This window comes from Streptomyces sp. NPDC057854, from assembly GCF_042797055.1.
Lineage (GTDB): Bacteria > Actinomycetota > Actinomycetes > Streptomycetales > Streptomycetaceae > Streptomyces.
The window spans coordinates 75,519-89,945 of record NZ_JBHVMF010000010.1 but is presented as its reverse complement, the minus strand read 5'-3'; the positions used below and the strand labels follow the sequence as shown (position 1 = coordinate 89,945).

General features: G+C 72.8%; 15 protein-coding genes and 1 riboswitch. Of the genes, 9 read left to right on the top strand and 6 right to left on the bottom strand.

Annotated elements, in window-relative coordinates:
• Window positions 1-29: 29 nt before the first annotated feature.
• From thiE to ACFVQZ_RS16590, 3 genes are all read right to left on the bottom strand, one after another.
• Window positions 30-683, bottom strand: a complete 654-nt coding sequence (gene thiE, locus ACFVQZ_RS16600; RefSeq protein ID WP_383623096.1) for a thiamine phosphate synthase — start codon at window positions 681-683, stop codon at window positions 30-32.
• A gap of 73 nt (window positions 684-756) precedes the next feature.
• Entirely contained in the window at window positions 757-1,122 is a 366-nt protein-coding gene (locus ACFVQZ_RS16595) for a helix-turn-helix domain-containing protein (RefSeq protein ID WP_030493011.1), read from the bottom strand.
• An 81-nt stretch (window positions 1,123-1,203) separates the two neighbouring features.
• Window positions 1,204-2,427: an NAD(P)/FAD-dependent oxidoreductase gene (locus ACFVQZ_RS16590; protein ID WP_383623093.1), complete on the bottom strand. Its 1,224-nt coding sequence runs from the start codon at window positions 2,425-2,427 to the stop codon at window positions 1,204-1,206.
• Between the two features lie 83 nt (window positions 2,428-2,510).
• Window positions 2,511-2,624, top strand: a riboswitch (TPP riboswitch).
• On the opposite strand from ACFVQZ_RS16590, the gene thiO reads away from it, so the two are divergent.
• From thiO to ACFVQZ_RS16560, 6 genes are all read left to right on the top strand, one after another.
• Entirely contained in the window at window positions 2,622-3,806 is a 1,185-nt protein-coding gene (gene thiO, locus ACFVQZ_RS16585; protein WP_383623090.1) for a glycine oxidase ThiO, read from the top strand. (Overlaps the previous riboswitch by 3 nt.)
• Window positions 3,803-4,003 carry a sulfur carrier protein ThiS gene (thiS, locus tag ACFVQZ_RS16580; protein ID WP_030493014.1) on the top strand — a complete coding sequence of 67 codons (201 nt, stop codon included), beginning with the start codon at window positions 3,803-3,805 and terminating at the stop codon, window positions 4,001-4,003. The genes thiO and thiS overlap by 4 nt, the downstream gene beginning before the upstream one ends.
• A gap of 5 nt (window positions 4,004-4,008) precedes the next feature.
• Window positions 4,009-4,803 (top strand): thiazole synthase, encoded by a 795-nt coding sequence (locus ACFVQZ_RS16575; RefSeq protein WP_383623086.1) that lies wholly within the window; start codon window positions 4,009-4,011, stop codon window positions 4,801-4,803.
• Between the two features lie 99 nt (window positions 4,804-4,902).
• The gene (gene pknB / locus ACFVQZ_RS16570) at window positions 4,903-6,825 is read left to right on the top strand and encodes a Stk1 family PASTA domain-containing Ser/Thr kinase (protein WP_030493016.1); all 1,923 of its coding nucleotides are present in this window, start codon (window positions 4,903-4,905) and stop codon (window positions 6,823-6,825) included.
• 7 nt (window positions 6,826-6,832) lie between these two features.
• Window positions 6,833-7,684 (top strand): deoxyribonuclease IV, encoded by an 852-nt coding sequence (locus ACFVQZ_RS16565; protein ID WP_383623083.1) that lies wholly within the window; start codon window positions 6,833-6,835, stop codon window positions 7,682-7,684.
• Window positions 7,685-7,774: 90 nt separating this feature from the next.
• Window positions 7,775-8,266, top strand: coding sequence for a DUF4396 domain-containing protein (locus tag ACFVQZ_RS16560; RefSeq protein ID WP_030493018.1), 492 nt, complete (start codon window positions 7,775-7,777; stop codon window positions 8,264-8,266).
• Window positions 8,267-8,283: 17 nt separating this feature from the next.
• Here ACFVQZ_RS16560 and ACFVQZ_RS16555 read toward each other — a convergent pair whose 3' ends face one another.
• A complete protein-coding gene (locus ACFVQZ_RS16555; RefSeq protein ID WP_030493019.1) occupies window positions 8,284-8,928 on the bottom strand; it encodes a sulfite oxidase-like oxidoreductase in 645 nt (214 codons plus the stop codon).
• 181 nt (window positions 8,929-9,109) lie between these two features.
• Between ACFVQZ_RS16555 and bfr the strand changes: the two genes are divergently transcribed.
• The gene (bfr, locus tag ACFVQZ_RS16550) at window positions 9,110-9,586 is read left to right on the top strand and encodes a bacterioferritin (RefSeq protein WP_030493020.1); all 477 of its coding nucleotides are present in this window, start codon (window positions 9,110-9,112) and stop codon (window positions 9,584-9,586) included.
• Window positions 9,587-9,594: 8 nt separating this feature from the next.
• Here the strand turns inward: bfr and ACFVQZ_RS16545 are convergent, their stop codons facing one another.
• Both ACFVQZ_RS16545 and ACFVQZ_RS16540 read right to left on the bottom strand, forming a co-directional pair.
• Window positions 9,595-9,840 (bottom strand): (2Fe-2S)-binding protein, encoded by a 246-nt coding sequence (locus ACFVQZ_RS16545; RefSeq protein ID WP_036413721.1) that lies wholly within the window; start codon window positions 9,838-9,840, stop codon window positions 9,595-9,597.
• A gap of 122 nt (window positions 9,841-9,962) precedes the next feature.
• A complete protein-coding gene (locus tag ACFVQZ_RS16540) occupies window positions 9,963-11,315 on the bottom strand; it encodes a class II 3-deoxy-7-phosphoheptulonate synthase (protein WP_030493024.1) in 1,353 nt (450 codons plus the stop codon).
• Window positions 11,316-11,490: 175 nt separating this feature from the next.
• Here ACFVQZ_RS16540 and ACFVQZ_RS16535 point away from each other — a divergent pair, with 175 nt between their 5' ends.
• Window positions 11,491-14,271 (top strand): N-acetylmuramoyl-L-alanine amidase, encoded by a 2,781-nt coding sequence (locus tag ACFVQZ_RS16535; RefSeq protein ID WP_030493025.1) that lies wholly within the window; start codon window positions 11,491-11,493, stop codon window positions 14,269-14,271.
• Between the two features lie 90 nt (window positions 14,272-14,361).
• Entirely contained in the window at window positions 14,362-14,418 is a 57-nt protein-coding gene (locus ACFVQZ_RS16530) for a trp operon leader peptide (RefSeq protein ID WP_107049246.1), read from the top strand.
• Window positions 14,419-14,427: the final 9 nt, after the last annotated feature.

Sequence of the window (14,427 nt, the reverse complement as noted above, 5' to 3'; positions counted from 1 at the left end):
CGGGGCCGCGCGGGCCCCGCCGGGCTCCGTCAGGCGCCGGACCGCTCCCGGACGCGCTTGGCGAGGGCGGCGGTGGCCTCGGCCGGGTCGTCGGCCTCGGTGATCGCGCGGACGACGACGATCCGGCGGGCGCCGGCGTCCAGCACCTGGTCCAGGTTGTCCGCGTCGATCCCGCCGATGGCGAACCAGGGGCGGTCCTGGGCGAGCCCCGCCGCGTACCGCACGAGGTCCAGGCCGGGGGCGTACCGCCCGGGCTTGGTGGGGGTGGGCCAGCAGGGGCCGGTGCAGAAGTAGTCGGTGCCGGGCTCGGCGGCGGCCGCGGCCACCTCGGACTCGGCGTGGCAGGAGCGGCCGATCAGCACCTCGTCGCCGAGGATCGCGCGGGCGGCGGGGACGGGCAGGTCGCCCTGGCCGAGGTGGAGGACGTCGGAGCCGATGGCGTGGGCGACGTCGGCCCGGTCGTTCACGGCGAGGAGCGTGCCGTGCCGGCGGCAGGCGTCGGCGAGGACCGCCAGGTGCTCCAGCTCCTCGGCGGCCTCCATGCCCTTGTCGCGCAGCTGGACGATGTCGACGCCGGAGGAGAGCACGGCGTCGAGGAAGGCGGGCAGGTCGCCCTGGCGCTTCCGGGCGTCGGTGCACAGGTAGAGCCGGGCGTCGGCGAGCCGCTCGCGAGGCGTGGGCATGGTGGTTCCCCCCGTCGGGTGGTGCCGGTGCCGCGGCGCGGGGCCGGGGCACCGGCGGTGCTGGTTCGGCGTGTCAGACGGCGAGCGCCTGGGCGCGGCGCTTCACCTCCGTGCCGCGATTCTCGCGGAGCGCCTGCGCGGGGGTGCCGGGCAGGGTCGGGTCCGCGGTGAAGAGCCACTCCAGCATCTCCGCGTCGGAGAAGCCGTCGTCCCTGAGGAGCGTCAGGGTGCCGGACAGGCCCTTGACGACCCTGTCCTCCTGGATGAAGGCGGCGGGCACCTGGAGCGCGTTGTTCTCGCCGCGGCGGACGGCGATCAGCTGGCCCTCCTTCACCAGCTGCCGCACCCGCGTCACCTCGACGCCGAGCATCTCGGCGATGTCGGGGAGGTGGAGCCACTCGGGGACGAGAGCATCGATGTTTGCGTCAATCTCGGTCACGGGACAAGCCTGCCATCCGGGGCCGACAGCCGGTAGTCGGGCCCGTCCCGCCGCCTCCGTCCGGGGGGTGCCAGGGGGGTGCTAGCGGACCGCGGACTTGAGCGGGACGGCCGGGTCGGCGGCGCGCCCGGGGTCGACGGGGGTGCCCGCCTCGATGAGCTTGCGGCCCTGGGCGAGGTCGCGGGGGCGGCCGACCGCGAGGAGGGCGACCGGCACGCCGTCGCGCAGCCACAGCACCGACCAGGAGGGGCCGGAGGAGTCGCCGCGCCGGACCAGGGTGTCGGCGCCCGCGTGGTGGCCCGCGTACTGGACGAAGCGGCCGAACTGCTCGGACCAGAAGTACGGGACGGGGTCGTACGGGTCGGGCGTGCCGCCGTCGGAGCCGGTGATGTCGGCGGCGACCGTGCGGGGGCCCTGGAGGGCGTTGTCCCAGTGGTGGACGAGGAGCCGTTCGCCGTAGCGGGCGGAGGGGAAGGAGGCGCAGTCGCCGACCGCGTACACGTCGGGCAGCGAGGTGCGCAGCCGGTCGTCGGCGGTGACGGCGCCGCTCGGGTCGAGGGCGATGCCGGAGCCGGCGAGCCAGGCGGTGGCGGGGCGGGCGCCGATGCCGACGACGACGGCGTCGGCGGGCAGTTCGCGGCCGTCGGCGAGGACGACGGCGCCGGGCCGGACGGTCTCCACGCGCGCGTGGGTGAGGAGTTCGGCGCCGCTCTCGGCGTACCAGCCGGCCATGGCGACGGCGACCTCGTCGGGCAGGGCGCCGGCGAGCGGGAGCGGGGCGGCCTCGACGACGGTGACGGCGCAGCCGGCCTCGCGGGCGGCGGTGGTGAACTCGGCGCCGATCCAGCCGGCGCCGACCACGACGACGGGGCCGCCGCCGGCGAGGACGGGGCCGAGGCGGACGGCGTCGTCGAGGGTGCGCAGCAGGTGGACGCCGGGGACTCCCTCGGCGCCGGGGAGGGTGAGCGGGTGGGCGCCGGTGGCGAGGACCAGGGTGTCGTACGGGACGGGTCCGGCCTCGGTGTCGAGGGTGCGGTCGGCGGGGCGGAGGCCGGTGACGTCGACGCCGAGGCGGAGGTCGACGCCGAGGGACTCGAAGTCGATGTCGAAGGCGGAGTGCTCGGCCTTGCCGAGGAGGACGGCCTTGGAGAGCGGGGGCCGGTCGTAGGGCTGGTGGGGTTCGGCGCCGATGAGGGTGACGGGCCCTTCGAAGCCCTGCTCGCGCAGGGCGACGGCGGTCTGCACGCCCGCCATGCCCGCGCCGACGATCACGACGTGCCGCTGGGTCTGCTTCTGCTCGCTCACCCGTCCACCTTACGCACCTGACGAAACGTCAGAAAGGGAGGTGCCCTGTGGCGCACCGCCGCCGGGGGCTAGGGTGGCGGGCAGACACCACTCGCGGGAGCCCGGACGCACCGGGCTGAGAGGGAGGCTGACCGGCCTCCGACCGTACGAACCTGATCCGGGTCATGCCGGCGAAGGGAGGGGCGGGAACGCCCATGCGTCCATCCGACACCACCGACCGCACCACCGACGTCCTCGTGGTCGGGGGCGGCATCATCGGCCTGGTCACGGCGTGGCGGGCGGCCCTGCGCGGGCTGCGCGTCGCGCTCGTCGACCCCGATCCGGGCGGCGGCGCCGCGCGGGTCGCGGCCGGCATGCTCGCCGCCGTCACCGAACTCCACTACGGCGAGGAGACCCTGCTCGGGCTCAACCTCGCCTCCGCCGCGCGCTACCCGGCGTTCGTGGCCGAGCTGGAGGAGGCCACCGGCCTCGACGTGGGCTACCGCGCCTGCGGCACCCTCGCCGTCGCGCTCGACGCCGACGACCGGGCCCACCTGCGCGAGCTCCACGCCCTCCAGACCCGCTGCGGGCTCGCCTCCGAGTGGCTGAGCGGCCGGGACTGCCGCCGCCTGGAGCCCATGCTGGCGCCCGGGGTGCGCGGCGGGCTCCGGGTCGACGGCGACCACCAGGTGGACCCGCGCCGGCTGGCCGCCGCGCTGCTCACCGCCTGCGAGCGGGCCGGGGTGGTCCTCCACCGGGCGCGCGCGGAACGGCTCACCGTGACCGGCGACCGGGCGCGCGGGGTCGTCCTCGGCGACGGCACCGCGCTGGCCGCCGGGCAGACCGTCCTCGCCGCGGGCAGCCTCAGCGGCCGGCTCGCCGGCGTGCCGGAGGCGGTCCTGCCGCCGGTCCGCCCGGTGAAGGGCCAGGTCCTGCGGCTGCGGATCCCCGCCGCGTACGCCCCCTTCCTCTCCCGCACCGTCCGGGCCGTGGTCCGCGGCAGCCACGTCTACCTGGTGCCGCGCGAGAACGGCGAGCTGGTGATCGGCGCCACCAGCGAGGAGCTGGGCTGGGACACCACGGTGACCGCGGGCGGGGTGTACGAACTCCTCCGCGACGCCCACGAGCTGGTCCCCGGCCTCACCGAGCTGCCGCTCACCGAGACCCTGGCCGGGCTGCGCCCCGGCTCCCCCGACAACGCGCCGCTGCTCGGGCCGAGCGCCCTGCCCGGCCTCCTCCTGGCCACCGGCCACTACCGCAACGGCGTCCTCCTCACCCCCGTCACCGGCGACGTCATGGCGGAGGCGCTCGCCACCGGCGTCCTCCCCGCCGAGGCCCGCCCCTTCTCCCCCCGCCGCTTCCCCACCGCTCGCCCCGTACCTCAGGAGCAGCCCGCATGAACGTGTCCGTGAACGGCGAGCCGCGCGCGCTCGCCGCCCCCGTCTCCCTGGCCTCCCTGGTCGCCACCCTCACCACCGCCCCCGCCGGGGTCGCCGCCGCCGTCAACGAGGCCGTGGTGCCGCGCGGCGAGTGGGCGACGACGCTGCTCGCCGACGGCGACCGGGTCGAGGTCCTGACCGCGGTGCAGGGGGGCTGAGCGCGATGTCCGACGACGTGTTCGTCCTCGGCGGTACGGAGTTCTCCTCGCGGCTCGTCATGGGCACCGGCGGCGCCCCCAGCCTGGACGTCCTGGAGCGCGCCCTGGTGGCCAGCGGCACCGAGCTCACCACCGTCGCCATGCGCCGCCTCGACCCGACCGTGCAGGGCTCGGTCCTCTCCGTCCTGGACCGGCTCGGCATCCGCGTGCTGCCGAACACGGCCGGCTGCTACACGGCGGGCGAGGCCGTCCTCACCGCGCGGCTGGCGCGGGAGGCGCTGGGCACCGACTGGATCAAGCTGGAGGTGGTCGCCGACGAGCGGACCCTCCTCCCGGACGCGGTGGAGCTCCTGGACGCCGCCGAGACCCTGGTCGACGACGGCTTCACCGTCCTGCCGTACACCAACGACGACCCGGTGCTGGCCCGGAAGCTGGAGGACGTGGGCTGCGCGGCGATCATGCCGCTGGGCTCCCCCATCGGCTCCGGGCTCGGCATCCGCAACCCGCACAACTTCGAGCTGATCGTGGAGCGGGCCGGCGTCCCGGTGATCCTCGACGCCGGCGCGGGCACCGCCTCGGACGCGGCGCTCGCGATGGAGCTGGGCTGCGCGGCGGTGATGCTCGCCTCGGCGGTGACCCGGGCGCAGGAGCCGGTGCTGATGGCGGCGGCGATGCGGCACGCGGTCGAGGCGGGCCGGCTGGCCCGCCGCGCGGGCCGGATCCCCCGCCGGCACTTCGCGGAGGCGTCCTCGCCGGCGGAGGGCCTCGCCCGGCTGGACCCGGAGCGCCCCGCGTTCTGACCCGGGGCCGGGGCGGCGGGCGCGGGGTACGTCACAAGCGTGCTGCGGTCGGGGGCCGGGCGGCGGGGGGACCGCGTACCGGCTCGTAGACTCGACGCCGTGGACACGACCCTTCAGGACCCCCTCGTCGGGCGGCTGCTCGACGGCCGCTACCGCGTCGACGCGCGCATCGCCGTCGGCGGGATGGCCACGGTCTACCGGGCCGTCGACACCCGCCTCGACCGCGTCCTCGCGCTCAAGGTGATGCACCCGGCGCTGGCGGCCGACGCCGTCTTCGTCGAGCGGTTCATCCGCGAGGCGAAGTCCGTCGCCCGCCTCGCGCACCCGAACGTGGTCGCCGTCTTCGACCAGGGCGCCGAGGGCGCGTACGTCTACCTGGCGATGGAGTACGTCTCCGGCTGCACCCTGCGCGACGTGCTCCGCGAGCGCGGCGCCCTCCAGCCTCGCGCCGCCCTGGACGTCCTGGAGCCGGTGCTCGCCGCGCTGGGCGCCGCGCACCGGGCCGGGTTCGTGCACCGGGACATGAAGCCGGAGAACGTGCTGATAGGGGACGACGGCCGGGTCAAGGTCGCCGACTTCGGGCTGGTCCGCTCCGTCGGCTCGGCGACCGCGACCACCGGCTCGGTCCTCGGCACCGTCTCGTACCTCGCCCCCGAGCAGATCGAGCACGGCACCGCCGACACCCGCGCCGACGTGTACGCCTGCGGCGTCGTCCTGTACGAGATGCTGACCGGCGCCAAGCCGCACTCCGGCGACACCCCCGCCCAGGTCCTCTACCGGCACCTGAACACCGACGTGCCGGCCCCGTCCGCCGCCGTGCCGGGGCTGCCGCTTGAACTCGACGAGCTGGTCGCCGCCGCGACCGCCCGCACCCCCGACGTCCGCCCGCACGACGCCGTCGCGCTCCTCGCCCTGGCCCGGGAGGCGCGGGCCGCGCTCACCGAGGAGCAGCTGGACGCGGTGCCGCCGGGGGCGCGCGCCGGGCAGCGGGACACCGGCGACGACCGCACCAGCGTGATCGCCCGCGCGGTGCCGTCCGCCGAGCCCGCCGACCCGCACGAGGTGCTGCACACCAGCCGTCTCGACACCCCGGAGCCGCCGCCGGCCGCCCGGCCGCGCCGGACCTTCCGCAGGCCGCCGAACGGCCCGCTCCTGATCATCGCCGGCGTGCTGCTCGCCCTGGGCCTCGGCACCGGCGTCTGGTACATCAACGCCGGCCAGTTCACCCGCGTCCCCGCCGTCCTCGGCCAGACCGAGCGGGCGGCGGCGGACCGGCTCGCCGACGCCGGCCTGGAGCTGGGCACGACGAAGCGCGCCTTCAGCGACGTGTACGAGCGCGGCACGGTGATGGGCGTCGACCCGGCGCCCGGCGAGCGGGTCCGCAACCACACCACCGTCACCCTGACCCTGTCCCGGGGCCCGGAGATCGTGAAGGTGCCCAACCTGCGGAACAAGCCGCTGGACGAGGCCCGGCGGATCCTCACCGAGCAGGGCCTCGCGCCCGGCGTCGTCACCAGCAGGTTCAGCACGACCGTCGCCCAGGGCGCGGTCATCGGCACCGACCCGGAGCCGGGCACCGAGCGCGCGCCGGACTCGGCCGTCGCGCTGGTGGTCAGCAAGGGCGCCCCGGTCGACGTCCCCGACGTGACCGGCGAGACCGTCGCCGACGCCACCGCCACCCTCCAGGAGGCCGGGCTCAAGGTGTCCGTGGCCCCGGAGCGGGTGCACTCCCCCGAGGACGCGGGCGCGGTCGCCGCGCAGTCCCTCGCCGAGGGCAGCCGGGCCGCGAAGGGCGACGCGATCACCCTGACCGTCTCCAAGGGCCCGCGCCAGGTCGAGGTCCCCGACGTCGTCGGCATGACGACCGGGGAGGCCCGCGAGGCGCTGGAGGCCGCCGGCTTCGACGTGAAGGTGGAGAAGAGCTTCCCCTTCCTCGGTGACGAGGTCACGGGCCAGTCCGTCGAGGGCGGCGAGACCGCCCCCGAGGGCTCCACCGTCGCCATCACCATCAAGGGAATCTGAGACACCCATGCGCAACCCCGTCGGCGGCCACGTCCCCGTGGCCGGCGGACTCGCCACCACCGGCCTCGGCTACGCCCGCGAGCTGGGCGCCGAGACCGTCCAGGTCTTCGTCGCCAACCCGCGCGGCTGGGCCACCCCCACCGGCAACCCCGCCCAGGACGAGCGGTTCCGCGCGGAGTGCGCCGCCGAGTCGCTGTCGGCCTGGGTGCACGCCCCGTACCTGATCAACTTCGGCTCCCACACCGAGGCCACGGTCGACCGGTCGGTGGAGTCGCTGCGGCACTCGCTGCGGCGCGGCCGGGAGATCGGCGCCCGGGGCGTGGTCGTCCACACCGGCTCGGCGACCGGCGGCCGCCCCCGCGCGGAGGCGCTGGCGCAGGTACGGGAGCGGATGCTGCCGCTGCTCGACGAGCTGACGCACGAGGACGACCCGTACCTGCTCCTGGAGTCCACGGCCGGCCAGGGTTCGTCGCTCTGCTCCCGCGCGGAGGACTTCGGCCCGTACTTCGACGCGCTCGACCACCACCCGAAGCTGGGGATCTGCCTCGACACGTGCCACATCTTCGCCGCCGGCCACGACCTGGCGGAGCCGGGCGGGGCGGTACGGACGCTGGACGAGCTGGTCGCCACGGTCGGCGAGGGCCGGCTGCGGCTGATCCACGCCAACGACTCCAAGGACGTCGCCGGCGCGCACAAGGACCGGCACGCCAACATCGGCGTCGGCCACATCGGCCAGGAGGCGTTCCGGCAGCTGCTGCGGCACCCGGCCACCGAGGGGGTGCCGCTGGTCATCGAGACCCCGGGCGGCAAGGAGGGGCACGCCGCCGACATCGAGCTGCTGAAGAAGCTCCGGGACTGACGGGCCCGGGACCGCCCCTGCATGACACGTACCCCGCGGGGGTATGCGCCTCCTTGGGACAGGAACCGCGCCCGAGGTTGGGAGCCCCTCATGGAGCACCAGACGACGCACCACCCTCACCACCCCGAAGGCCACGCCGGTCACGGGGCCTCCTGGGGCACGGCGGCGAAGGCCACCCTCCACTGCCTGACCGGCTGCGCCGTCGGCGAGGTCCTGGGCATGGTCATCGGCACCGCGCTCGGCTGGGGCAACGCCCCCACCATGGTTCTGGCGATCGTCCTCGCGTTCTTCTTCGGCTACTCGCTCACGCTGTGGGCCGTCACGCGGGCCGGCCTGGCGCTGCGGGCCGCGATCGGCGTCGCGCTCGCCGCCGACACGATCTCCATCACGGTGATGGAGGCCGTCGACAACGCCGTGCTGCTGGCGGTCCCGGGCGCCATGGACGCGCACCTGTCGGACGGACTCTTCTGGGGCGCGCTCGCCTTCGCGTTCCTCGTCGCCTTCCTGGTGACCACCCCGGTCAACAAGTGGATGATCGGGCGCGGCAAGGGTCACGCGGTGGTGCACCGGTACCACCACTGAGGGCGCCTGCGGGCGGGCTACAGCTCCGGGCCGTCGCCCGGTTCCTCCTGGTACGAGTAGCGCTGCTCGGTCCACGGGTCGCCGAGGTTGTGGTAGCCGCGCTCCTCCCAGAAGCCCCGGCGGTCGGCCGTCATGTACTCCACGCCGCGGACCCACTTCGGGCCCTTCCAGGCGTACAGGTGCGGCACGACGAGCCGCAGCGGGAAGCCGTGCTCGGCGGTGAGGAGTTCACCGTCCTTGTGGGTGGCGAAGATGGTGTGCTCGTCGGCGAAGTCGCTCAGCCGCATGTTGGCGCTGTAGCCGTACTCGGCCCAGACCATGACGTGGGTGACGTGCGGCGCGGGCGGCGCGAGCTCAAGGACCGTCCGGGCGGCGACGCCGCCCCATTCCGCGCCGAGCATGCTGAACTTGGTGACGCAGTGCAGATCGGCCGTGACCGTGGAGAACGGCAGGGCCGTGAACTCCTCGTGGTTCCAGCAGCGCTTCTCACCGTCGGCGGTCGCCCCGAAGACGCGGAACTCCCAGCGCTCGGGCTTGAACTTGGGCACGGGCCCGTAATGGGTGACCGGCCAGCCGCGCTGGATCCGCTGCCCCGGCGGCAGCTCGGGCGAAATGTCCGGCATCCCCGCTTCCCGGTGTACTCCGCTCTCCGGCTGACCCATGTCCTCCATGGTGACAGACGGCGAGGGGTGGTCATGACCAGCCACCCGCGCGGACGCACCCATTCGGGCAAGTCCTACTAAGCCTGCACTTACTGGACGCCCCCCATGCGGAGTGCGAGGATGCGGCCATCCTGCCCTGTGAAGGGCCGGACACACCCCGTGATGGAAGGAACCTTGAGCGATGCAGGGCGACCCCGAGGTCCTGGAGTTTCTGAACGAGCAGCTGACCGGCGAGCTGACGGCCATCAACCAGTACTGGCTGCACTACCGCATCCAGGACAACAAGGGCTGGACGAAGCTCGCGAAGTACACCCGCGAAGAGTCCATCGACGAGATGAAGCACGCGGACAAGCTGACCGAGCGCATCCTCATGCTCGACGGCCTGCCCAACTACCAGCGGCTCTTCCACGTGCGCGTCGGCCAGACCGTCACCGAGATGTTCCAGGCGGACCGCCAGGTCGAGGTCGAGGCGATCGACCGCCTCAAGCGGGGCATCGAGGTCATGCGCGCCAAGGGCGACATCACCTCGGCGAACCTCTTCGAGGAGATCCTCGCGGACGAGGAGCACCACATCGACTACCTGGACACCCAGCTGGAGCTGATCGAGTCGCTGGGCGAGGCGCTGTACCTCTCGACGCTCATCGAGCAGCCGAGCTAGCGAGCGGGCTAGGCGGCTTCGGAGAGGTCGGTGACCTCCGCGGCGAGGGCGGGCATGCCCTGGTCCAGGAGCTCGCGGCGCGGGCAGTTCCCCCGCCCGAGGAGGGCCTGGATGCGCCGGACGCAGGAACCGCAGTCCGTGCCCGCCTTGGAGGCGGAGGCGATCTGGCGGGGCGTGCAGGCGCCGGCCTCCGCGTGCTCCTTGACCTGCTTCTCCGTGACACCGAAGCATGAGCAGACGTACACGCGGTTCACCTCCCGCCGAGATCGATTAGGCTAACCTAACCTTACCCGGCGGGCCGGGAGCATAAAAGCCTCCGATACGACGATGGGGCGCGGATCACAAGGATCCGCGCCCCACTGTCGTAGGTATCTACTTACTGATCGCGGTACATCTCGGCCACGAGGAACGCCAGGTCGAGCGACTGGCTCCGGTTGAGGCGCGGGTCGCAGGCCGTCTCGTAGCGCTGGTGCAGGTCGTCGACGAAGATCTCGTCGCCGCCGCCCACGCACTCGGTGACGTCGTCACCGGTGAGCTCGACGTGGATGCCGCCCGGGTGGGTGCCCAGCGCCTTGTGGACCTCGAAGAAGCCCTTGACCTCGTCGAGCACGTCGTCGAAGCGGCGGGTCTTGTGGCCCGAGGCCGCCTCGAAGGTGTTGCCGTGCATCGGGTCGGTCACCCAGGCGACGGTGGCGCCCGAGGCGGTGACCTTCTCGACCAGCTCCGGAAGCTTGTCCCGGACCTTGTCGGCGCCCATGCGGACGATGAAGGTCAGCCGGCCCGGCTCACGGTCCGGGTCCAGGCGCTCGATGTAGGTGAGCGCCTCCTCCGGGGTGGTCGTCGGGCCCAGCTTGATGCCGATCGGGTTCGCGATCCGCGACGCGAACTCGATGTGCGCGTGGTCCAGCTGGCGGGTGCGCTCACCGATCCAGACCATGTGGCCGGAGGTGTCGTAGAGCTTGCCGGTGCGCGAGTCGGTACGGGTGAGGGCGCCCTCGTAGGCGAGCAGCAGCGCCTCGTGCGACGAGTAGAACTCGACGGCCTTGAACTCGGCCGGGTCGGTACCGCACGCCTTCATGAAGTTCAGCGCGTTGTCGATCTCGCGGGCGAGCGCCTCGTAGCGCTGGCCCGACGGGGACGACTTCACGAAGTCCTGGTTCCAGGCGTGCACCTGGCGCAGGTCGGCGTAACCGCCGGTGGTGAAGGCGCGGACCAGGTTCAGCGTGGAGGCGGAGGCGTGGTACATCCGCTTCAGGCGCTCCGGGTCCGGGACCCGGGCCCGCTCGTTGAAGTCGAAGCCGTTGACGGAGTCGCCCCGGTAGGTGGGGAGGGTGACGCCGTCGCGGGTCTCCGTGTCCTTCGAGCGCGGCTTGGAGTACTGGCCCGCGATGCGGCCGACCTTCACGACCGGCACGGAGGCCGCGTACGTGAGGACGGCGCTCATCTGGAGCAGCGTCTTCAGCTTGGCCCGGATGTGATCGGCCGACACCGCGTCGAACGCCTCGGCGCAGTCGCCGCCCTGGAGCAGGAACGCCTCGCCACGGGCGACGGCTCCCATCCGGGCGCGCAGCTGGTCGCACTCGCCGGCGAAGACGAGCGGAGGATACGACTCGAGGTCCGCGATCACATCGCGCAGAGCCTCGGCATCGGGGTACTCGGGCTGCTGCGCCGCGGGCAGGTCTCGCCAGGTCGCCTTGGCGACGGCGTGGGATTCAGCGTTCACGGTCACGCGGACAACACTACGGGGTTCTTCGTCCTGTCCTGTCCCGTGCCCAGTGACTGAGACGCGCACCCGTGACGCCTGGACGTGATCTTCACGCCATCGAGTGATGTTACCCTCAGCCCCGTTTCAGCAAACGAGCAAACCTGCTCTCCGATGCTTGGCCGAACACATAGGGGTGGGCGTGACCCAGAGGCACCGCAGGGATCGCAAGAAGAAACGACTCTTGTACGGAGCGGCGGCGGCGGTCGTCGCCACGGCCACGATCGGCACGATCGCGGTCGCCTCGCCCGGTGTCCTCGGCACGTCCGAGGACCCGAAGCCCGGCGCCGCGGCCACCCTCCAGGAGCAGTTCGCGGCGGCGGCGGAGGAATTCGACGTCCCGCAGAGCGTGCTGATGGCGGTGTCGTACCAGCAGACCCGCTGGGAGTCGCACGACGGCGAGCCGAGCACCACCGGCGCGTACAACGTCATGGGTCTGACGAAGGTCGACCCGGGGGACGTCCAGCAGGAGGTCACCGACGAGCAGATCGACCACTTCAACGGCTCCGGCCGCCCGGAGATCGAGAAGACCTTCGACCGCGAGAAGGTCCGCCGCATCCTGGAGAGCGCGCTCGTCGACACCGACGACCCGCGCCTCCACACCCTGGACAAGGGCGCCGAGCTGATCGGCAGCTCCACCGAGTCCGTGCAGAACGACACCGCCGCGTCCATCCGCGCCGGCGCCGCCCTGCTCGCCGACTACCAGAAGCAGGCGGGCGCCGAGCTGTCGGACGAGCCCGGTGACTGGTACCCGGCCGTGGCCCGGTACAGCCAGTCCCCGGAGAAGAAGGGCGCCGACCTCTTCGCGAAGCGCGTCTTCGAGTCGATCAAGAAGGGCGAGCGGGAGCTCACCCTCGACGGCGAGCAGGTCGCGCTGCCGGCCGACCCCACAGTCGAGCCCGTCAAGCCGGCGAACGTGCCGCTGGCCGCCACCTTCGCGAGCACCACGGCGACCACGCTCCCCGAGTGCCCGAGCGGCCTGAACTGCAACGTCAAGCTGACCGTGCCCTCCTCCACCGGCAAGAAGAACTACACCGCCGCCGACCGCCCCAACCAGGGCGTCGACATCCGCCAGATCGTCATCCACGACACCGAGGGCGGCTACGACGGCTCCCTCAAGGTGCTCACCGACCCGAACGGCGGGGGCAGCGCCCACTACCTGATCCGGGCGTCCGACGGCCTGGTCACCCAGATGCTCGAGAACAAGAACCTGGCGTGGCACGCGGGCAACTGGACCCACAACATGCACGCCATCGGCGTGGAGCACGAGGGCTACGCCATCAAGGAGGGCAGCTGGTACACCGAGCCCCAGTACCGCTCCTCGGCGGCGCTGGTGAAGCACCTGGCGACCACGTACGGCGTGCCGATCGACCGTGAGCACATCATCGGTCACGACGAGGTCGCGCTCCAGACCGACGACAAGGTCGCCAACCTGCACTGGGACGGCGGGCCGTACTGGGACTGGAACCACTACATGTCCCTCCTGGGCGCCCCGCAGGGCGACCAGGGCGCGGGCGGCCTGCTCCGGGCCGGCCAGACGGTCCGCGTGGTCCCGCCCTTCACCACGGCGAACCAGCCGAAGCTGAGCGTCGGCGGCACGGAGGTCCCGCCGCGGCCGTCGAACTTCGGCTACCTGTACACGTCGCCCTCGACGTCGGCGACGACGCTCAAGGACCCGTACTTCACCTCGCTGTGGACCGAGGGCTCGAACTACGGCAACAAGGTCCGCGCCGGCGGCCTGTACGTCGTCGCCGAGGTCCGGTCCAACTGGACGGCGATCTGGTACGCGGGCGAGAAGGCGTGGTTCTACAACCCCGGCGGCCAGTACACCGTGCCGGTGAACGCCACCACGGTGAAGGTGAAGTCCGGCCTGGCCTCGATCAAGGTCTTCGGCCGCTCCTTCCCGGAGACCGCCGCCTACACCGCGGCCGGTCTGTCGGCGCCCGGCAACGAGAACGACCCGCTGTCGAAGTTCACCTTCGAGGCCGGCGAGGCGTACGTGAAGGCCGGTCCCGCCGTGAAGGGCGACGACTGGTTCGGCTCCGCCCAGAAGAACGTCATCGGCTCCACGCTGTTCGTGCCGATCCGCTTCCACCACAAGATCGTCTGGGTGAAGCAGAGCGAGATCACGGAGGCGCCCGGCGCCGCCCCGGTCAGCACCACCGACCGCAACAACATCATCGCCCGCGACGCCTCCGGTGTGCTCTGGCAGTACCAGGGGACCGGGTCCGGCAGCGCGCCGTTCCTGACCAAGTACCGGGTCGGCCCGGGGTGGCAGGTGTACAACACCATCACGCCGATGACGACGCTGAAGGCCGACGGGACCGGGGACGTCGTCGCCCGGGACAAGGACGGCGTGCTCTGGTACTACAAGGGCACCGGCAACCCCTCCGCCCCGTTCAAGACGCGGCTCAAGGTCGGCGGCGGCTGGAACATCTACAACAAGCTCCTCGGCGTCGGCGACATGAACGCCGACGGCCGGCCGGACCTGGTCGCCCGGGACACCGCGGGCGTGCTGTGGCTGTACACGAACACGGGCGCGTCCCCGAACCCCTTCGCGACCCGCGTCCGCGTCGGCGGCGGCTGGAACGTGTACAACGAGCTGATCGCCACCGGGGACATGACCGCGGACGGCAAGCCCGACCTGATCGCCCGCGACACGGCCGGCTACCTGTGGCTGTACAAGAACACCGGCGGCTCCCCGAACCCGTACGCCACGCGCGCGAAGGTCGGCGGCGGCTGGGGCGTCTACGACGTCATGGTCGGCCCCGGTGACCTGGACAAGGACGGCAAGCCCGACCTGATCGCCCGGGACAGGTCCGGCGTCCTGTGGTTCTACAAGAACACCAGCGGCTACCCGAACCCGTACGCCACCCGCGTGAACGTGGGCAGCGGCTGGGGGGTCTACAACCTGATCGTCTGATCGGGCACGGCCTCGCACGGGGCCCGTTCCGTACCGTCCACGGTGCGGAACGGGCCCCGTTCCCGTCTCCCGCTGGGTTACAGTGCTCGCATGTACGCGCTGCCGACCCAGAACTGGTGGTGGACCGTCCCTCCGGCGGCCCACTGACTGCGCGTA